Genomic DNA, 17928 nt, shown 5'->3' with positions numbered 1-17928 from the left:
ACCCCCCACATGTCCCGAGCACAGCCCGAGAGGAACGCGATGCGACACGATCCGCTCGCCGAGGCCGTGGTGGCCGGAGCCACCGCCGCCGAACTGGCCGAACTGCCCGTGCCCGCCGAGTACCGGGCGGCCCATCTGCGGGTCGAGGATGTCGGCATGTTCACCGGAGTCGACGACAAGGACGTCCGCAAGTCGATCCAGGTGGGTCCGGTGCCGATGCCCGAACTGGCCCCGGACGAGGTGCTCGTGGCCGTGTTCGCGAGCAGCATCAACTACAACACCGTCTGGTCGGCGATGTTCTCCCCCGTGCCGACGTTCTCCTTCCTCCGGCAGTTCGGCCGCCAGGGCGGCTGGGCGGCCCGGCACGACGCCGCGCAGCACGTCATCGGCTCGGACGCGGCGGGCGTGGTGGTGCGCGCCGGCGCGGGCGTGCGGCGCTGGCGGATCGGTGACCGGGTCGTGGTCACGCCCGCCTACGTCGACGAGGAGGATCCGGCCGCGCACGCGGACGGCATGCTCAGCGCCGCCCAGCTGGCGTGGGGCTTCGAGACGAACTTCGGCGGTCTGGCGCACTACTGCGTCGCCCGCGCCAGCCAGCTCCTGCCCAAGCCGGACCGTCTGACGTGGGAGGAGGCGGCGAGCAGCCCGCTGTGCGCGGGCACCGCCTACCGGATGCTCGTCGGCGAGCACGGGGCCCGGATGAAGCAGGGCGACGTGGTGCTGATCTGGGGGGCGGCCGGCGGACTCGGCGCGTACGCCGCGCAGCTCGTGCGGGGCGGCGGCGGGATCGCGGTCGGTGTCGTCAGCAGCGAGGAGAAGGCACGCCGGGCGCGGGAGTTCGGCTGCCACGCGGTCGTCGACCGGCGCGAGATCGGTCTCGGCTCCGCCGCACCCGCGGATCCGTCGGTGGTGGGCCGCCGTCTGGGCCGGGCGATCCGGGCGGCGGTCGGCGAGGACCCGCACATCGTGTTCGAGCACGTGGGCCGGGCCACGTTCGGTGTCTCGGTGTACGTGGTGCGGCGCGGCGGCACGGTGGTGACGTGCGGATCGACGACCGGCTACCGGCACGAGTTCGACAACCGCTACCTGTGGATGCGGCTCAAGCGGGTCATCGGCAGTCACGGCGCCAACCTCGACGAGCAGGCCGCCACCCAGCGCCTGCTGGAGCTGGGGCTGCTGCGTCCGGCCCTGTCGGTGACGTACCCGCTCGAAGCGACCGGTGAGGCCGCGCGTCTGGTCCAGCGCGGCGGGCACAGCGGAAAGGTGGGCGTCCTGGCGCTCGCGCCGCACACGGGGCTGGGCGCGTCGGAGCCCCGGGACCGGCGACCGGCCCTCCTTTCCTAGCAGTCGGCCGACACCGCACGGGAAGCGGACTGTCAGGGGTGTGACAGTGTTCGCCGGCGGGGCGGGGCAGGGGTTGGCACACGGGGCACGGCGGTCACACGATGACGCCCCCCTGTCCGAGCCGTTCGCCGGAGACTCCCCATGCCCACATGCCTGGCACAGCCCTACCCCTCCGCCCCGCCGCCGCGGGAGGTGCGCCGTCTGCTCGGCCCGCACGTCCAGGCCGCCGTCACGGAGATGGAGGATCAGGTCGCGGCCCGGCTGCCCCAGTACGCCGAGACGTTGAACCGCACCCGGGAATTCGCCCTGCGCCGCGTCATCGACCGCACGGTGCACCTGTTCCTCGCGACCCTCGGCACGGGCAGCGCCGACGGCTCGCACCTCTCGGACCTGACCTCGCTCTACGAGCGGATCGGGGCCCAGCATCACCGCGTCGGCTACCCGCTGGACACGCTGCACACGGCGCTGAGTGTGGCGGGGCGGGTGGCGCACCGGCGGCTGATCAAGGACGCGTACCGCTTCCGGTGGCCGGCGTCCACGCTGGAGTCGCTGGTCGAGAGCGCGTCCGCGACGATCCGGGCGGCGACGGAGTCCGCGGTGGGCGGCTTCGAGCACGAGGGCGGCCCGCGGTCCCTGGTACGGCAGCACCGGGCCCGGCTGCGTGACGCCCTGACCGCGGACCTCACCCTGGACCGGTCGTCGCTCGCTGCGCTGGCCGAGGCCGCGTCCTGGCCGCTGCCCGAGACCGTCGCCGTGCTCGCGCTGCCCCCGGGCACCCGCACCCACGGCATCGTCCTGCCGGAGGAGGTCCTGGCCCGGCACTTACCCGACGGGCCGTTCCTGATCCTCCCGGACGGGCGGCGGCACTTCCCGCTGCTGCGCACCCGAGGAGCGGCACTCGGGCCCGTGGTGCCGGTCGACCGGGCCGCGGACTCGCTGAGCTGGGCACGGCACGCCGTGGACATGATCCTCCAGGGCCTGCTGCCCCCGGACGCGCCGCTGGACTGCGTCGACCATCTCGCCGCACTGGCCGCGTCCCGGGCGGGGGACCTGCTCGACGCCGTGGCGGCGCAGACGCTCGGGCCGCTTCTGAAGCTGCCGGAGCGGCGTCGCGTGCCGCTGCTGCAGACGCTGTTCACCTATCTCGACAGCGCCGACAACGCCGTGGTCACGGCGCGGCGTCTGTTCGTGCACGAGCAGACGGTGCGCTACCGGCTGCGGAAGATCGCCGAGGTGACCCGGGACGAACTGCCCCGCACGGAGCGGCGGCTGGAGACGATGCTCGTCCTCGCCCGGCTGCTGGGCGGCTCGGCGGCGTCCCCGGTGCCGGCGGCATCCCCGGTGCCGGCGGTGTCGGTGGCGTCGCAGGTGTCGGTGAGGTCGGCGGTGAGAGAGGCGCCCTTGTGCGGTGACGGGGCGCCGCATGCCGCCCGGCCCGTGCGGGAGGCGCGATGAAGCCGATCGGCCACGGCACGGAGCCGTACCGGGACCACGAGCGCGCGGCCGCGCGCTCGTCCGCCGGGCCGCTGCTCACGCCCGAACCGCCCTGAGGCACGCCAGGAACGTCAGGTGCGTCTGGCGGGAGCGCGCTTGGGCTTTTCGGGTGAGGCGGACTTCCGGCTCCGCGCGGTTCTCGGGGCCCGCTCGGGTGCGGCCTCCGGGGCGCTCTCGGTCTTCTTCGCCGCGGTGCGGGCGCCGGAGGAGGGGCGCGTCGGCCACTTCAGTTCGATCTCCAGCTCGATCTCGCCGTCACCGACCTCCACCTCCACCTCCGTGCGGAGCTCGTCGGGGAAGCGCAGGCTCACCACTCCCGCGTCCAGCTCCAGCTCCGCCTCCCCGCCCTTCCTGAGCGCCTCGGCCAGCGCCGCGAGGCGGTCGGCGGCCTCATGACGGGACAGCGACTTCTTCCACTCGAAGCTCAGATCTTTCGCCATACCTCCACCAATCCCAATAAAACAGACGGACAGCCAAGACTCATTGTGGTGTCCCCTGTCCGATCCGCATCCCGCGGGACGGCAGGGCGGCACCGCGCGGAAGCAGCAGCGGGGTCGCCAGGAGGAGGACGCCGGCCAGGCCGATGGCCGTGCGCAGGCCGAGCAGGGCACCCAGCGCGCCCCAGAGGGCCGTCAGCAGCGCGGCCGAGGCCCTGGCCGTCACCGCCCAGGCCGACAGCGTACGGACGGCCCGGTCCGCCGGGACGCGCTCCAGCCGGCAGGTGGCCTGGACGGGATTGAAGACGCCGCAGCAGAGGACGAGGCCGAGTTCGACACCGATCACCAGCAGCAGCCCGCCGGTGCCCGGACCCGGGAAGGCCAGGCCGACGGGCCAGATCGCGCGCAGCGTCCCGGCCGTGAGCAGGACCCGGCGCCGTCCGAACCGGGTGACGAGCGGCCGGGCCAGCCATGAGCCGAGAAGCCCGCCGATCGAGGGTGCGGCGAAGGCGAGGCCGTACTGCCACGGCGCGAACCCGAGCCTTCCGAGCATCAGCACGGCCAGCAGCGGCTGCGCGGCCGTCACCAGGCCGTTGAACAGGACGGTGTTGAGGAACAGCGGGCGCAGCGCCGGGTCGGCGAGGATGTGGCGCCAGCCGTCGAGCAGGTCCCCGGCCCGCGCCGGCGTGTCCTTCCGGTGTCCGGGACGGGGCTCCCGGCCGCCCATCACGTACAGGCCCAGGGCCGAGAGCAGGTGGCTGACGGCGTCGGCCACCACCGTCACCACCGGGCCGAGGAGCCCGATGGCCGCGCCGCCCAGCGGCGGACCGATGATCGTGGTCGTCCAGGTCGTGGACTCCAGGCGGGCGTTGGCGACGAGCAGGTCCTCGGCCGGCAGCGACGCCTTCAGCCAGGCGCCGGAGGCGGCACGGAAGGTGATGTCGGCCGCCGCGACGACGACCGAGACCAGCAGGAGCTGGACGAGGGTGAGCACGCCGAGCACGTACGCGGCGGGGACCGTGAGCAGCGCCGCGCACCGCACCAGGTCCGCCCCGATCAGCACCGGCCGCTTGCGGCGGAACTCCACCCACGGGCCGAGCGGCACCGCCATCGCCGCACCCGCCGCGGACCCCACGCAGGAGAGCGCGGCGACCTCGGCCGGCCCGGCGTGCAGCACCCGGACGGCGATCAGCGGGAAGGCCCCGAAAGCGAGCCAGGTGCCGAGCGCGCTGGTCCCGTACGCTCCCCAGAGCCAGCCGAACCGACGGCCCAGCCTCGGTCCGCCCAGCCGCTGCCTGCGCCGCTGTCCGCTCCTCATGTCCGACGCCCCTCGTTCCCTCGGCCGCACGGCCGATCCGCGACGGGAAGCATCCAAGCGAGGGCCGGGCCCGAGGATCAAACAACCACGGAGCCGCCTCGGCACAACCCATGGTTGTGGCCGTACGGTGTCGGCATGGACCTCAACGCCGTACGGACCTTTGTCGCCGCCGCCGACGCGGGGCGGTTCCAGGAGGCCGCCATCGAGCTGGCGGTCACCCAGCAGGCCGTCTCCAAGCGCATCGCCGCGCTGGAACGCAGCCTCGGTGCGCGGCTGTTCAACCGCACACCACGCGGCGCCGAGCTGACCATCGACGGACAGGCGTTCCTGCCCCACGCCCAGAAGTTGTTGCGGGCCGCCGACCGGGCCGCCGCGTCCGTGGGCGCCGGCCGGCGTCCACTGCGCGTCGACGTGATCAACCTGCGCGGTGCGGCATCGGGCCTGATGCGTGGCTTCCACCGCACGCATCCCGCGACCGAACTCGACCTGGTGACGCTGTCCGGCATCGACACGGCCGTCGCCGCCGTCCGGTCCGGCACGATCGACGCGTCCTTCCGCGCCGTCGCCGCGCCCGGCCGGCCCCTCCCCGAGGACATCGCGTCGGTCCGGGTGATCGACGAGCCGCTCCAGCTCCTCACAGGCCCCGCCCACGCGCTGGCGTCCGCCCGGTCGGTGCCCCTCGCCCGGCTCGCCGGGCACCGGATCTGGATGCCCGGCATCGTCCCCGGAACCGAGTGGGCCGCCTACTACGACGACCTCGTCGGCGAGTTCGGCCTCACCATCGAGGCGACCGGCCCCAACTTCGGCTCCGACGCACTCCTCGACACCGTCGCCGACACCCCGGCCCTGGCCACCTTCATGGGCGAGCACACCCGCCTGGTGTGGCCCGCGGGCCACGGCCTGCGCCGCATCCCGCTCACCGGTCCGACCCCCGTCTACCCCCACTCCCTGCTCTGGCACCGCGACAACCCCCACCCCGCCCTGGCCGCGCTCCGCGCCCACCTCGCCGCGACGTCGACGGGGCCTCATGACGCCACCGGGACCTGGCGGCCGGACTGGGTCGTCCCGGCCTGAGGGCCGCGCGCCCCTCCCGGGGGACCGAGGCCGGCCGAGCAGCCAGGCGCGGGCCCAGGTCTCCGCCGGGTCGAACGCGTCCGCGTGCCAGGTGACCGAGGTCAGGGTGCCCCTTCCCCGGTACGCGCGCATGATCTCCCCATGGGACCGCAGGCCGACGAACCGGTGCTGTCCCGCCTCGACGAGACGCCGCTTCGCACCCAGGCCGCACTGGCCGGGGCCGTCCACGCCGACAAGACGCGGATCATCGCCGTACTCGACGACCCGGAGTCCCGCGAGCTGCTGATCCGCCGACCCGACCCCCAGGACCGCCGGGTGCGTCTGCTCTCCCTCACACCCGAGGGGCGCCGCCTCCGGGACACCGTCAGTGCGGCCGTCCAGGCGGGCGAGGAACGCCTGCCGGGGCAGATCCCCGCCGCCGACCGCGAGGTGTTCCTGCGGGCCCTCGGCGCCCTGCACGAGGCGAGCCGGGAGCGCGCGGGTCACTGAACGGCGAGGGCGCCGTTCACCTCGCAGGGTCTCTCGGGCCTCATCCGGTGTGGCGGACCCGGAAGCGGTCCGGATCCTTCGGGTCACGGTCGGCCACCTGGACCGGAGGCCAGGCCCATTGCCGGACACCGATGCCCGGTGTGCGGGTGAACCGGATCTTCCCGCGGGTGCCCTCGACCGCCACGTGCGGCCAGGACGCGGCGACACGGGCCCGGTCCGTGCCGCAGGAGCGCAGCACGTCGGCGAGGACGGCGCCGGTGTCGTAGCCCTCGAAGGCGACGAAGGAGGGCTCCTCCCCCAGGCGCTCGCGCAGGGCCGTCCCGGCCCGGGCCCCGAGAGGGGTGAGGCGATCGGGCAGGTAGCGCAGGAACGGGACACCCGCGCCGTCGGCGCCGAGCAGCGCGGCCCATCCTGCGAACTCCGGCTGTCCTGCCGGGGCGCCGAGCAGGAGGCCGGCGAGGCGCTCGTCCCGGCGGACGGCCCTGACGACCGACACGGCGGGTTCGGGCGTGCCGACCAGGAGGAGAAGGGCCGTCGCGCCGCTGCCGGCGAGTTCCTCGCACAGTGCCGCAGGCGTGAGCGCGCTCATGTCGAGTTCGACGACGGTACCGCCGCGCGGAGCGAGGTGGTCGCGCAGGACACGGGCCCCGGACGCCCAGTAGACACTCGGCTGGACCGCCAGGGCGATACGGCTGTGCCCCTCGCCGAGAAGGAAGTCCGCGTAGATCCGCCAGCCGTGGGACTGCGCCGGGGCGAGGCGCGCGACCCATCGCGTCGGCTCGTCGGTGAGCGCGTCGAGCACCGCCGAGGAGCAGAGGAACGGCAGTCCCAGGGCGTCGGCCCGCGCGGCGGCGGCGCGCGCGACGACGCTGTGGTACTCCCCCGCCAGGGCGGCCACGCCCAGACCGGCCAGCTCGTCCACGGCTGCCGCCGCTTTTTGCGGATCGGCCGCGGTGTCACGGACCAGCAGCTCCAGCGGTCTTCCGCCGATCCCGCCCGTGTCGTTGGCCTCGTGGACGGCCAGTTCGAGCCCGGCGAGCAGATGCCGGCCCGCCTCGACCCAGCCCGGCGCGGACAGCGGGGCGAGAGCGCCGATGCGGACCGACGCTCCGTCAGCCCGCTCCGTTTCGGGGCGCGATGGGGGCGTGCTCATGCGTGGGTGTCTCCTGATTCACGATGCCGGTGCCGTGCCGTGCCGTGCCGTGCTGTGCCTTGCCTTGCCTTGCCGTGCCGTGCCGGGGAAGGACCGTCCGACGCCGGCCGGGATGCGGCGGTCCGGCGCCCGGCACCACAGATCCAGAACGGCCGCCGGGATCAAGGAGTTCCCGGGGACCTCCCGCCCGTGGCCCGCGGCGCCCGGCCGGGCGGCCACACGCTCGACCGGGCCCTCGCGCACGCCCGTCAGACGTCCAGGGCCGCGAGGGCGGAGGCGGCCTCGCCGTGGCGCGGGCTTCTCAGCGCGGCGAGGGCGTCCCGTGCGGCGAGCAGCGTCTCGCGGGCCTCGGGATGACGCAGGGCGCCGAGGACATGGCCCAGATCGAGCCGCGCCGGTTCGGTCCAGGCCGGCATGCGCACGGCCTGGAAATGCGCCAGGGCCCGGCGCAACGGCGGTTCGGCCTCGTGCCAGCGTCCCAGGGCGGCGAGGTCGTTGCCGATCTGCTGCTGGGCGACGGCCCGGTACATCGCGATCAGCTCGTCGGGCAGATCCGGGTGCCCGGCGTCGCAGATCTGCTCGCAGCGGCGGTGGATGTCCAGGGCCTCCGCCGTACGGCCCGCCTGCCGCAGATAGGCACCGAGGGCGTTGAGGGTGGTCAGCTCGGCGAGACGGGCCTGCGGGGAGTCCTGGGAGGCGAGGCTGCGGGCCGCCTCGCGCATACGGGCGTGGGCCTCCTCCGTACGGCCCAGCCGGTGCAGCGCCCCGGCGCCGTAGCCGAGCGCCCACCCGGTCTGGAGTCCGTCACCGCTCTCGCGGGCCGCCGCGAGCGCGGCGTCGGCGGTCCTCAGGCCGGCGTGGTGGTCATGGGCGCAGAGGTTGTAGGCCCAGGCCAGGTAGTTCAGATGCACCGCCTCCTGCTGCCTGCTGCCCAGCGCGCGGGCCGCGTCGGCGGAGCGCCGGAACACCTCCACCCACTGCTCCCAGTGCTGGTTGAGGTCGGAGAACCAGTGCATCGCCTCCGCGGTGTCCACGACCTGCCGGTGCAGGCCGCTCTCGTGGGCGCGGCGCAGCGCGGCGAGCCACTGGAAGCGTTCGGCCTCCAGCCAGGCCCGCGCCTCCTCCCGGTCGGCGGGTGCTCCGGCGGGGTCGGGGTCGCCGTGCGGGTCGTCCCGGTGGTGCTCGACGTCGAAGCGGAGCGCGGCGGCGGTGGCCCGGCCGAGCGTCCACCGGGCGGTCCGGTCCAGCACGGCGTCCCGGACCTCGGGGCCGTCCTCGGCCGTCAACTGCTCGGCCGCGTACAGCTTGAGCAGGTCGTGGAAGCGGTAGCGCTCGGTGGCGGGGTCGCTGTGGAGCAGCCCGACATCGGTCAGTTCCTCCGCGCAGTCGGCCGCGTCGGCGCAGGACAGGCCGGCCAGGAGCGCACCGGTGGCGGGGCTGAAGTCCGGTCCGGCGGCGAGCGCGGCCCGGCGCAGGAACGTACGGGCGTCGGGACGGAGCTGGGCGTACGACAGTGCGAAGGCGGCGCGTACCCCGAGGCCGCCCGTCTGGAGGGTGTCCAGCCGGCGGCCCTCGGCGGCGAGCCGGGCGACGAGCTTGCCGAGGCGTTCGTGCGGCCTGCTCGCGAGCCGCTGGCCCACGATCCGCAGGGCGAGCGGCAGATGTCCGCACAGCTCGGCCAGGTCGCGGGCGGCCTGGGCCTCGGCCCGGACCCGGCGCGGCCCGACGATACGGGTCAGGAGCTCGACCGCCTCCTCGCGGCGCAGCAGCGTCAGATCGGTGCGGTGGACCGCTTCCAGACCGGCGAGGGCGCTGCGGCTGGTGACGAGGGCCAGCGACGGTCCCGTGCCGGGCAGCAGGGGGCGCACCTGCGCCTCGTCGGCGGCGTTGTCCAGCAGCACCAGCGCACGCCGGTCGCCGAGGACCGAGCGCCACATGCCGGACCGGTCCTCCGTCGCGGCCGGGATCGCGGCGTCGGCGACGCCCGCCGCCCGGAGCAGCCTTCCGAGCACGTCGTGCGGCGTGACGGGCTCGGGATCCATGCCGTGCAGGTCCACGGCGAACTGCCCGTCGGGGAAGCGCGGCGCGAGGCGGTGCGCGGCGTGCACCGCGAACGCGGTCTTGCCGAGCCCGGGCTGGCCCGCGACGACACCGACCACGGCATGGGCGGGGTCGGCCCGTTCGGCGAGGTCGAGCAGGCGGGCGAGGGCCGGGCCGCGGGCGGTGAAGTCCTGGATGTCGCGCGGCAGGGCCAGAGTGTGACCGGCGGACGGCAAGGGGGCCGTACGGGGGCGCGGCCGGCCCCGCGCGGCGGCCTCCTCCAGCCGCCGTGCGCCGGCCTCGTCGAGCGCGAGCCCCGCGGCCAGCGCCCGCACGGTGCGACGCTGCGGCCCGCGGGTCCGCCCCCGCTCCATGTCCGCGAGCGCGCGCACGCTCACGCCGCACGCGTGGGCGAGCGCCTCCTGGCTGAGCCCGGCGCTCGTCCGCAGTTCACGCAACTGCTGCCCGAAGTCCCCCGCGGCGGGCGTGCCACTGCCCACGGTCGATGCCCCCTGATCCCCTGCTCGCCCCGCTCGCCGGGACACGAGTCTCCGGCAGAAGTATCGCGGACGGCAGTTCTGCCGGTGGAACCGCCTGGGCCGCCGTCGAGGGGCGTGGTCGACTGAGGGCAGGCGAGGGACCGACCACCCCTCCATCCGCTCAGGAGCCCGCGCCCGCGCGGACCGCCGACCGACCATCGGGGAACTCCACATGACCGACACCGACCGGCGATCCACCGCTGTCTCCAGGCGTACGGTCCTGGCGGCGGGGGCGTTGACCGCCGTGGCCGGCCAGACGAAGTGGGCCCCGGGGGCCTCGGCCGCCGCCGAGCCGGCCATCTCCCGCTCGCCCCACCAGGACGACGGGGCGAAGGCCGAGCGGAACGCCGTCTACGCGTACAACACCCGGGCCCCGGGCCGGAACCTGTACGCCCTCGGCCACCACAGCGCCCCGGAACTCCTGAGCGCCCCGGAACTCCTGGAGGCCGCGCACGGCGATCCCCGCGAGTTCGTGTACACGCTGCCGTCCGGCTACCGCCCGGGCAAGGGCAACTGACCTTTTCCTGGAACGGGGGGCTCCGCCCGGCCGTGGCCGACACCTTCCGGCCGCGGTCGGGCGGGGGGGGCGCCCGCCCCTCCGCGTGCGCCGGCGGAGATCCCGCTTGCCCGAGCCGGTCCGGCCGTGGAACAGTGGGACCGGCTCTGCGGCCTCGCAGCAGCACTCACAGTGAGGAACGAAGTCCATGCTCTCGGCGTCCCCCAGCGGCCGCCGCCGGAACTGAGCACCTGCTCCACAGCGGTCTCGGTCCTTCCGCACCCTCTCCCGCGGCGGCCCCACGAAGCGGTGCCTGACGCACCGCCCCTCCTCCGCGCCCCGGACTCCCCGAGTCCGCCAGGGCCCCCGAGACTTCGTGAGGTCGACACCCATCATGGACATCCAGGTCCAGAGTTTCGCCGTCAGCAATCTCCGCCGCCGTCCCGTCGTCGTCGAGACGGGCGGCTTCGTCGCCGGCTTCAGCCCCGACACCGACAGCCCCTACCTCAACTACGCGACCCCGCTGCCCGGCGCCGAGCCGACCGCGCAGGACGTCGCGGCCCTGATCGGGGTGTTCCGGGAGCGCGGTCTGCTGCCGCGGCTGGAGTTCGCCCCGCAGGCCGCCCCCGGCGTGGAACCGGCCCTGCGGGCGGCGGGGTTCGGCACCGAGGCGGCGCACGAGTACCTCGTCTGCACTCCCCGCACGCTGGCACTCCCCGTGGCGGCCGGCTCCCCGCTCGTCGAGACCCCGGCGACCGACGAGGAGTTCGCCGGGCTCGACGCCGCGCTCGCGGAGGCGTTCGGCGGCGTGTTCGCGCCGTCCGCGGAGGGCGCGGCACGACTGCGGCGTACCCAGCACAGCGGTGGAGCGGTGCGCTTCGTGCGCGCCCCGCAGGGCGGCGTCGCCGGCGGGGCGACCTGTTCCCCGCCGGCCGAGGGCACCGCCGAACTGGCCGGTGTGGGCACCCGCCCCGCCCACCGCGCCCGGGGCATCGCGGCCGCGGTGACCGCCGCCCTGACCGAGACGATGTTCGCCCGGGGAGCCGGATCGGTGTGGCTGGAGTACTCGGGGGAAGGGTCACGCCGCGTCTACGAACGCGTCGGCTACCGCCCCCGGGGCACCCGCCTCTACGTCTCCCTGCCCGCGACGCGCCAACTCTGAGGGGGCGCCCCGTCGGTGACTGTGCGTGAGGTGTCTCCCGCGCAGGGCGTTGTCAGTGGGCGCGGCTACTGTCTGCCGTATGAGGATCGAATCCCTTCTGGAGGACCTGGCCTGCGACGACACCGCGCGGGCCGAGGCGGCCGCCGGGCGGTTGGCGGCGCAGGCCGGCCATGTGGTGCCGGAGCTGTTGCGCGGCGTGGCCGGTGTGCGCAACGCCGACCTCAGACCGGCCGCCCGGGCGCTGCGGCACATCGGGCCGCCGGCCTTCGACGCCGTCCTGGCGGCCTGGCGCCGCGGGGAAGTGACGGACTCACAGGTGGGCGTGCTGCTCGCGGGGTTCGACGAGCGCTCCGCCGATCAGTACGCGGCCCTGGCCGCCGACCCGCACCGCGGCAGGTCAGGCGACGGCTTCCAGGGGCTCCTCAGACTGAGGACGGACTCCGACGCGGGGCTGCGGGCGCTGGTGGACACCTGCGCCCGCAGCCGCCTCGTCCCCTACAAGGCGTCCGACTACGCCCGGCTGATGCACGCGTCCTTCCGGCCGCGGCTGCGTTCCCTGCGGCGTGATCCGGCCGCGTCCCCCGGGACCCGGCGGGGCGCGCTGGCCGCGCTGGTCACGGGCGGTGGCGCCGACGCGCTCGACGACCGCGACCGCGCTCTGATCCAGCGGCTGATACGGGTGAAGATCCTGACCGAGACCCCACGGTTGCCGTCGTCGACCCTCTTCGGCTGGTGGATGGCCGTGCCCGGGGCGTCGTACGAGGGGGTGTTCGAGGTCCTGGGCCTGCACGACCGGCAGCCGGTGACGGTCTCCGCCGGTGTCGAGGCGGCCGAGGGCCGGAGGGTCCTGGTGCCCGGACCCGACGGCGGCGGCCGTACCGCGGGGCGGGTCTTCGTCACCCCGGAACTGGACGGCTGGCGCCTCGTCCTCGGCCCGTTCGACCTGCTCGTCGGCGACGACGACCCCTGGGGCGGCATGATCGGGACGGTCGAGCGGCTCAGCGTCCGCTGCGGCCAGGCCCAGCTCTTCTTCCTGGACGACGCGGGCGGCTCGGACCTGTGGTTCGTCGCCGAGAACGGCCGGGTGATCCGCCGGTACGCCGCCGAGAGCGACCCCGAGTGGGAGGGCGACCCGCTGCCGTGGGAGACCCTCGCGGTCGACGACCCGGAGTACGACCCCGAGTACGACGACGCCGAGCCCAACGCGGGCACCACAGGCGCCCGGTCCGCCTGCCGGTACCTCTCCCTCGACCCCGGTGAGGTCGGCCCGGACACCCGGGTGCGCGGCCACGGCTGGCTCGCCGTCACCGAACCGGACGTGGGCCACGGCGCGTTCCCCGGGACGCTGCACATCTGAGGCGCTGCGGACGCCTGGTCCCGAGGACCTGGAGGAGGTGACGGGCGGGAGGCGGGACCGGCCGGATTCGAACCGGCGTCCTCGCGGTTTTGGAGACCGCGCGCGACGACCTCTGCGCTACGGCCCCGCCCGGCCCGTCACCCTAGCCCATGCCCCACCGTGCCTCAGCCGGTCAGCTCCTCCAGGCGGCCGAGGTCCTCGGCGGCCGACTCCCGTTCCTCAGGGGTGAGCCGGATCGCGGCGGCCTCGGCGAGGGCTGTCGCGGCGGTCTCCTCGTCCCCGAGCCGCACGGCGACGTCTGCCCGCAGCACCAGCAGGCGGAGCAGCTGCACGGGCGTGGGCCGTTCGTCCCGAAGGTGCAGCACCCGGTCGACGACCTTCGCGGCGCCCTCCCAGTCCTCCTTGGAGTCGGCGAGGAGGGAGGCGTGGTGCAGGGCGCGGGCGAAGATCTCCTCGGGGGCCCGGCGATGATGCCGGTCCTCGCTCGTGGGCTGCCCGATGCGGAGGCAGTTGCCGCCCGGGTCGGTCACGAGGAACTGACGCACCCCGTACGACATGTCCTTGAGCGGCCCGATCCGCGGCAGCCCCCGGGCCGGGACCTTGCCGTACGCCGCCTTGAGACCTGCCCGGAAGGCGGCGTGCAGCCCGTCGACGTCGTCGGTCCGGACGTAGCACGTGCTGAACGACTCCGCCGGCTCGTACCGCTTCATCGCGAAGAACTGGAGTTCGATGCCGCCGCGTTCCACGACCGCGTACGGGTTGGGGCTCTTCTGCCGGAAGGTCACCTCGAACCCGAGGGCGACATAGAAGTCGATCACTGGCTGGACGGTCCGGCACGGCAGGATCGGAATGGTTCTCTCGGCCATGCCGTTCACTCTAGTCAAATTTGACCAACCGAGGAAACGGCTGTTTCCGGCCACGCCGGCCGGCGGTCTCGGGCCAGGGTCAGGACGTCAGGTCCAGGTCGGCGCGCAGCATGTGGTGGTCGGAGTACGCGGTGGGCTGCACCTGGTGGCCGGCCCGGGCGACACCCCGCAGGAAGACGTAGTCGAACTTGAGGTTCCAGTCGGTGGTCGGCTCGCAGGCGTCGGCGGCCGCGGGATCGCACTGCGGGTCCGCGTCCGTGGCCAGTTCCCACAGGGGGGCCAGTTCGGGAGCCTGCGGCACGGCGTTGAAGTCGCCGAGGACGATCGCGCGGTCGTACCCGGCGACCGTCGCGGCGAGGACACGCGCCTGGTCCGACCGGACCTCTTCCTGACTGCGCTGCGCGAGGTGGGTGTTGAAGACGCGGACGGGCCTGCCGTCCACCAGGGTGGTGACCGCCAGGTACCCCCGGTCCTCGGATCCTCCGTCGGGGTACTCCGCCCTGACGCGGTCGGTCATCGGCGCGGCGGAGAGAAGGGCCTGGCCGAAGCCTCCCGGGTTCCACGGCGTTCCCCCGCAGCGGCCCCAGTCCTGGAGGACCGGCCCGTACTCGACGTGGTACTCCAGCCCGTAGAAGATCTCCAGGTAGTCCCGGATCCGCTCGACGTCACGCACGCACGCCTCCTGCATGCCGACGACCTGGGGCGCGTAGGTGGCGATCTCCGCGGCCCGGTCGGCGTTGCTCTCCTCGCAGGGGTTGCACATGTTCCACGTCATGACCCGGTTCGGCACGACGTCCTTGACGGCGCCGGCGGGCAGCGATCTGGCGAAGAGGGCACCGCCGCCCGGCGCGCTGGGGCCGACGAGCACCATGCAGGCCACGATCACCGCACTCGCGAAATACCGCGTGCCCCTTGCGAGCACCATCGCCTCCTCCGTACGGATGCACGGGGCATCCGGCTCCCGCTTCCCCCGCCGCACAGTGAACGCGGCGGGCCCGGCGGATGGTTCCCGGGCCCCGGAGCCGGGGCGCGGCCCTGGCCCGGGCGGCATCGGGGCGCCGCCGCCCGGGTCGGCACCCGGGCGGCGGCACGGGGCCGGTCAGGCCGCCGCGGCGGCCGGCGTCCGTTCCTCGGCGTCGTCCAGCCAGCAGATCAGTGTGGTGCGGGCGCGGGCGACCCTTGAGCGCACGGTGCCGACGGGACATGCGCTGACGTCGGCCGCCTCCGCGTAGGGAAGGCCGACCAGCTGGGTGAGGACGAACGCCTCCCGGCGGTCGCGCGGAAGCATGTCCAGCAGTTCGGCGAGCGCGATGCCGTCGTCGAAGCCGGGCAGATCCCGCGGCTGCGTCCGCTCGGCGGCCGTCTGCCAGTCCTCGGTGTCCGACAGCCGGGGCCGGGTGGAGGTGTAGCGGATGCTGTCGACGACGGCACGCCGGGCGATGGACAGCAGCCAGGTGCGGGCCGAGGAACGTCCCTCGAAACGGGGCAGACTGCCCAGGGCCCGCAGGAAGGTGTCCTGGGTCAGGTCGTCGGCACTCTGCGGGTCCGCGCCGAGGAATGCCACGTAGCGGCGGACGTCCTGGTGCAGAGCCCGGACGAAGCGCTCCACGGCGACGGGGTCTCCGCCGCGCGCGTCGAGCGCCCAGGCCGTGATGGATTCCTCCCTCGACGCGTCCGTGACGTCTGCGCGCGACGAGGACGATGAAGACAGGGCAGGCGTGATCACCGGGTGTCTCTCCTTCTCGGAAAGCACCGGACCGGCTGTCCGCGTCCGGGCGCGCCGAAGCGCCGCAGGCACGGTGCGGTCCGGTGAAAGGGGTCGGGCGGCCGGGCACGGAGGTGCGCGGCCGATGCCCGAGGCGCACGAGGACGGTCGTCGTCCTCGTGGCACGCCTCGGGAAGCCGGCTGCCGTCAGACGGCGGCAGCGGTCCCCGAAGGCGGTCCCCGAGAAGTGATCGCGTGGGTGAGAAGGAGCTGCCGGGGGGCACGGTCCGACCGGCTCCGGCGGCCGCGGACACGCGGCCGGTGGGGCGGCGCGGGCAGCCGCAGCAGCACACGCAGCGGTGCGACGAGCCGGCCGGCGAGCGCGCGCAGGATACGGAAGGCGGCCCGCTCGCCGTGGGCGAGCCACAGACCGCACAGCAGCGCGGCCAGCAGGTGAGCGGCGAGCATGCCCGTCGAGGACATGCCGCCCATGGCGTGGTCCAGGGGGTGGCCGGACACCGTGTGGTGCATGGGTCCCATGGAGTCCATGTCCATGGGACCCATGCTCATGCCCATACCGTCCGTCACCCGGCCCGGCATGGTGTCGGACGGTGTGCCCGGCCCCGTGGGTGCACCGCACAGCAGGTGGCCCAGCCACCTCTGGCCCAGCGACCCGGCGCCGGAGGTCCGCGGCTGCGCGAGTGCCTGGGCCAGCGAGAACGACGTGTGGAGCAGGGCCTGGGCGGCGACCGTGACGGCACCGACGAGGAGCGGTCCGCGTTCACGGCCGGCCAGCAGCCAGGCCGCGCCGCCGGTCGTTGCCGCGCCCACGGCCACGGCCCACCAGGGCACGGCGGTCCCCGACATCATGATGTGTCCCAGGGAGGCGAGCAGCACACAGACGGCCGCGAAGACCGCGGCCCTGAGTATGCGGGAACACCCCCCGGCATTCATGTCGGCCTCATCCTCGCAGTCCTGTGCTCACACGTCACGAGAGGGTACGAAAGCGGTCCGGGTTCCCCACTCAGCGGCCTGTTGTGATACATGCCACAGCAACGGCCCGGAACCCGGGGGCTGTTCGCGCCGACTCCTGCCGTGGACCCGTGAGGACCAGCGGGCTTGAGGAGGGGGCGCCGGTGGCGGCGGAGCGGAGCAGCGGGACACGGGCCGACGCGGTGGGCGGCCCCGTGGACCCGGGTACGTCACGGGCGAGTACGCGGATGACCGTGCTGCTGACCTTCGCGATGGCCTTCTCGATGATGCAGCTGTTCCTGCTCGGCGCTCTCGGGCCGCGGCTCGTGGACGATCTCGGCGTGTCACCGACGGTGCTGGGTCTGACCACGACGGTCGGTTTCGGGGCGGCTGCCCTGCTCTCGCCGGCCGGCGGACAGGTGGTGGACCGGATCGGCCCGAGGCGCTGCCTGGTGGCACTGCTGCTGGTGTCGGCGGCGGCTCTGGCGATGATCGGGGCGGCGCCGGGGGCGGGGTTCCTGCTGGCGGCGGTCGCGCTGGGCGGAGTGCCGCAGGCACTGGCGAACCCCGCCACCAACAAGACGATCCTGGCCGCCGTTCCCGCCGGGCGGCGCGGCTCGGTGACGGGGACGAAGCAGTCGGGGGTCCAGCTGGGCGCGTTCACCGCCGGGCTGCCGCTCGCCGCGCTGGCCGGCGGCATCGGCTGGCGCGGCGCGGTGTGGACGGCCGCCGCGGCCGCCGTGGTGACGGCCTGCTGGGCGGCGCGCGTGCTGCCCGCCGATCCGCCCCCGGCGTACACCCCCGGGTCATGGGTCCCGCGCGGCACGATCGCCTGGCTGGCCGTCTTCTCCCTGCTGCTCGGCTGCGGCACCGCCTCCGTGAACACCTACCTCGCCCTGTACGGGGTGCGGCGGCTGGGACTCGGTCCGACCGCGGCCGCCGCCCTGGTGGCCGTGCTGGGCGTCGCGGGCGTGGCCGGGCGCGTGGGCTGGTCCCGGGTCGCGGGGCGGCCACGGCGTGCCCTGTGGCTGCCGGCGGGCCTGGCGGCCGGGGCGGTGGGGGCGGCGCTGCTGCTCGCGGCCTCGGCGTCCGCGCGTCCGCTGGTCTGGGTCGCGGCGGTGGCCGTGGGCGTCTTCGCGGTCGCCGCCAACGCGGTCTCGATGGTGCTGGTGATGCAGCGCGCGGCGCCCGGCCGGGCCGGGCAGGACTCGGCTCTGGTCTCGGCCGGTTTCTTCGCCGGGTTCGCCGCCGGTCCGCCGCTGTTCGGCCTGCTGGCCTCGGCCGGGCGCTACGGCGCGGGCTGGCTGCTGGTCGCGGCGGAGTTCGCGGGGGCGGGCGGGGTGGCCCTGGCCTGGGCGGTGCGCGAACGGCGACGGCAACGGATCGACGGGCGCGGCGCGGAACGGGCGACAGGGCTTCGGCGATGACCACGGCACAGGAACAACGACGAGACCCCGGCCACGACCACGACACACGACACAC

Annotated in this window: 16 protein-coding genes and 1 tRNA gene; 8 read left to right on the top strand and 9 right to left on the bottom strand. The window is 74.7% G+C overall.

Features of this window, described 5'->3' with window-relative positions; all coding sequences use genetic code 11:
- The first annotated feature begins 39 nt into the window (after nucleotides 1-39).
- Both ccrA and ACIQGV_RS32495 read left to right on the top strand, forming a co-directional pair.
- The gene (gene ccrA / locus ACIQGV_RS32500; RefSeq protein WP_402500962.1) at nucleotides 40-1344 is read left to right on the top strand and encodes a crotonyl-CoA carboxylase/reductase; all 1305 of its coding nucleotides are present in this window, start codon (nucleotides 40-42) and stop codon (nucleotides 1342-1344) included.
- A 141-nt stretch (nucleotides 1345-1485) separates the two neighbouring features.
- Nucleotides 1486-2799: a helix-turn-helix domain-containing protein gene (locus ACIQGV_RS32495; RefSeq protein WP_402500960.1), complete on the top strand. Its 1314-nt coding sequence runs from the start codon at nucleotides 1486-1488 to the stop codon at nucleotides 2797-2799.
- Between the two features lie 110 nt (nucleotides 2800-2909).
- On the opposite strand, the gene ACIQGV_RS32490 is transcribed toward ACIQGV_RS32495, so the two are convergent.
- Together ACIQGV_RS32490 and ACIQGV_RS32485 are read right to left on the bottom strand one after the other, a co-directional pair.
- A complete protein-coding gene (locus ACIQGV_RS32490; protein WP_402500957.1) occupies nucleotides 2910-3278 on the bottom strand; it encodes an amphi-Trp domain-containing protein in 369 nt (122 codons plus the stop codon).
- A gap of 40 nt (nucleotides 3279-3318) precedes the next feature.
- Complete coding sequence (locus tag ACIQGV_RS32485; RefSeq protein ID WP_402500955.1) at nucleotides 3319-4593, bottom strand: MFS transporter; 1275 nt, start codon at nucleotides 4591-4593, stop codon at nucleotides 3319-3321.
- Between the two features lie 135 nt (nucleotides 4594-4728).
- On the opposite strand from ACIQGV_RS32485, the gene ACIQGV_RS32480 reads away from it, so the two are divergent.
- Together ACIQGV_RS32480 and ACIQGV_RS32475 are read left to right on the top strand one after the other, a co-directional pair.
- Entirely contained in the window at nucleotides 4729-5667 is a 939-nt protein-coding gene (locus tag ACIQGV_RS32480; protein WP_402500952.1) for a LysR family transcriptional regulator, read from the top strand.
- A gap of 141 nt (nucleotides 5668-5808) precedes the next feature.
- Nucleotides 5809-6156 carry a MarR family winged helix-turn-helix transcriptional regulator gene (locus ACIQGV_RS32475; RefSeq protein ID WP_402500950.1) on the top strand — a complete coding sequence of 116 codons (348 nt, stop codon included), beginning with the start codon at nucleotides 5809-5811 and terminating at the stop codon, nucleotides 6154-6156.
- Between the two features lie 40 nt (nucleotides 6157-6196).
- Here the strand turns inward: ACIQGV_RS32475 and ACIQGV_RS32470 are convergent, their stop codons facing one another.
- Nucleotides 6197-7309, bottom strand: a complete 1113-nt coding sequence (locus ACIQGV_RS32470; protein ID WP_402500948.1) for an ABC transporter substrate-binding protein — start codon at nucleotides 7307-7309, stop codon at nucleotides 6197-6199.
- Between the two features lie 248 nt (nucleotides 7310-7557).
- Nucleotides 7558-9849 carry an ATP-binding protein gene (locus ACIQGV_RS32465; RefSeq protein WP_402500946.1) on the bottom strand — a complete coding sequence of 764 codons (2292 nt, stop codon included), beginning with the start codon at nucleotides 9847-9849 and terminating at the stop codon, nucleotides 7558-7560.
- Between the two features lie 211 nt (nucleotides 9850-10060).
- Here ACIQGV_RS32465 and ACIQGV_RS32460 point away from each other — a divergent pair, with 211 nt between their 5' ends.
- The 3 genes from ACIQGV_RS32460 to ACIQGV_RS32450 all read left to right on the top strand — a co-directional run bounded on the left by ACIQGV_RS32460 (nucleotide 10061) and on the right by ACIQGV_RS32450 (nucleotide 12903).
- Nucleotides 10061-10405, top strand: coding sequence for a hypothetical protein (locus ACIQGV_RS32460; RefSeq protein ID WP_402500943.1), 345 nt, complete (start codon nucleotides 10061-10063; stop codon nucleotides 10403-10405).
- A gap of 373 nt (nucleotides 10406-10778) precedes the next feature.
- The gene (locus ACIQGV_RS32455; RefSeq protein ID WP_402500940.1) at nucleotides 10779-11546 is read left to right on the top strand and encodes a GNAT family N-acetyltransferase; all 768 of its coding nucleotides are present in this window, start codon (nucleotides 10779-10781) and stop codon (nucleotides 11544-11546) included.
- 79 nt (nucleotides 11547-11625) lie between these two features.
- On the top strand, nucleotides 11626-12903 hold the full coding sequence (locus ACIQGV_RS32450) for a hypothetical protein (RefSeq protein WP_402500937.1): 1278 nt from the start codon (nucleotides 11626-11628) through the stop codon (nucleotides 12901-12903).
- Nucleotides 12904-12955: 52 nt separating this feature from the next.
- On the opposite strand, the gene ACIQGV_RS32445 is transcribed toward ACIQGV_RS32450, so the two are convergent.
- The 5 genes from ACIQGV_RS32445 to ACIQGV_RS32425 form a co-directional block, all read right to left on the bottom strand.
- A tRNA-Trp gene (locus tag ACIQGV_RS32445) sits at nucleotides 12956-13030 on the bottom strand.
- 37 nt (nucleotides 13031-13067) lie between these two features.
- A complete protein-coding gene (locus tag ACIQGV_RS32440; RefSeq protein WP_402500935.1) occupies nucleotides 13068-13769 on the bottom strand; it encodes a bleomycin resistance protein in 702 nt (233 codons plus the stop codon).
- Nucleotides 13770-13848: 79 nt separating this feature from the next.
- Complete coding sequence (locus tag ACIQGV_RS32435) at nucleotides 13849-14694, bottom strand: endonuclease/exonuclease/phosphatase family protein (protein WP_402500933.1); 846 nt, start codon at nucleotides 14692-14694, stop codon at nucleotides 13849-13851.
- Nucleotides 14695-14868: 174 nt separating this feature from the next.
- Nucleotides 14869-15495 carry a sigma-70 family RNA polymerase sigma factor gene (locus ACIQGV_RS32430; RefSeq protein WP_402500931.1) on the bottom strand — a complete coding sequence of 209 codons (627 nt, stop codon included), beginning with the start codon at nucleotides 15493-15495 and terminating at the stop codon, nucleotides 14869-14871.
- A gap of 186 nt (nucleotides 15496-15681) precedes the next feature.
- A complete protein-coding gene (locus ACIQGV_RS32425; protein ID WP_402500928.1) occupies nucleotides 15682-16428 on the bottom strand; it encodes a hypothetical protein in 747 nt (248 codons plus the stop codon).
- Nucleotides 16429-16694: 266 nt separating this feature from the next.
- Between ACIQGV_RS32425 and ACIQGV_RS32420 the strand changes: the two genes are divergently transcribed.
- Nucleotides 16695-17873, top strand: a complete 1179-nt coding sequence (locus ACIQGV_RS32420; protein ID WP_402500926.1) for an MFS transporter — start codon at nucleotides 16695-16697, stop codon at nucleotides 17871-17873.
- Nucleotides 17874-17928 lie beyond the last annotated feature (55 nt).

Origin of the sequence: Streptomyces sp. NPDC093094 (assembly GCF_044754345.1) — a bacterium.
Taxonomy (GTDB): domain Bacteria; phylum Actinomycetota; class Actinomycetes; order Streptomycetales; family Streptomycetaceae; genus Streptomyces.
The sequence above is the reverse complement of the archived record's forward strand: the minus strand, read 5'-3'. Positions and strand labels throughout refer to the sequence as shown.

Bases quoted from the DNA above. Each gene is read 5' to 3' on its own strand.
- ACIQGV_RS32455 (WP_402500940.1), top strand. From the start codon at position 10,779: ATGGACATCCAGGTCCAGAGTTTCGCCGTCAGCAATCTCCGCCGCCGT.
- ACIQGV_RS32495 (WP_402500960.1), top strand. From the start codon at position 1,486: ATGCCCACATGCCTGGCACAGCCCTACCCCTCCGCCCCGCCGCCGCGG.
- ACIQGV_RS32475 (WP_402500950.1), top strand. From the start codon at position 5,809: ATGGGACCGCAGGCCGACGAACCGGTGCTGTCCCGCCTCGACGAGACG.
- ACIQGV_RS32420 (WP_402500926.1), top strand. From the start codon at position 16,695: ATGACCGTGCTGCTGACCTTCGCGATGGCCTTCTCGATGATGCAGCTG.
- ACIQGV_RS32485 (WP_402500955.1), bottom strand. From the start codon at position 4,593: ATGAGGAGCGGACAGCGGCGCAGGCAGCGGCTGGGCGGACCGAGGCTG.
- ACIQGV_RS32440 (WP_402500935.1), bottom strand. From the start codon at position 13,769: ATGGCCGAGAGAACCATTCCGATCCTGCCGTGCCGGACCGTCCAGCCA.
- ACIQGV_RS32450 (WP_402500937.1), top strand. From the start codon at position 11,626: ATGAGGATCGAATCCCTTCTGGAGGACCTGGCCTGCGACGACACCGCG.
- ACIQGV_RS32460 (WP_402500943.1), top strand. From the start codon at position 10,061: ATGACCGACACCGACCGGCGATCCACCGCTGTCTCCAGGCGTACGGTC.
- ACIQGV_RS32470 (WP_402500948.1), bottom strand. From the start codon at position 7,309: ATGAGCACGCCCCCATCGCGCCCCGAAACGGAGCGGGCTGACGGAGCG.
- ACIQGV_RS32490 (WP_402500957.1), bottom strand. From the start codon at position 3,278: ATGGCGAAAGATCTGAGCTTCGAGTGGAAGAAGTCGCTGTCCCGTCAT.
- ACIQGV_RS32425 (WP_402500928.1), bottom strand. From the start codon at position 16,428: ATGAATGCCGGGGGGTGTTCCCGCATACTCAGGGCCGCGGTCTTCGCG.
- ACIQGV_RS32435 (WP_402500933.1), bottom strand. From the start codon at position 14,694: ATGGTGCTCGCAAGGGGCACGCGGTATTTCGCGAGTGCGGTGATCGTG.
- ACIQGV_RS32480 (WP_402500952.1), top strand. From the start codon at position 4,729: ATGGACCTCAACGCCGTACGGACCTTTGTCGCCGCCGCCGACGCGGGG.
- ccrA (WP_402500962.1), top strand. From the start codon at position 40: ATGCGACACGATCCGCTCGCCGAGGCCGTGGTGGCCGGAGCCACCGCC.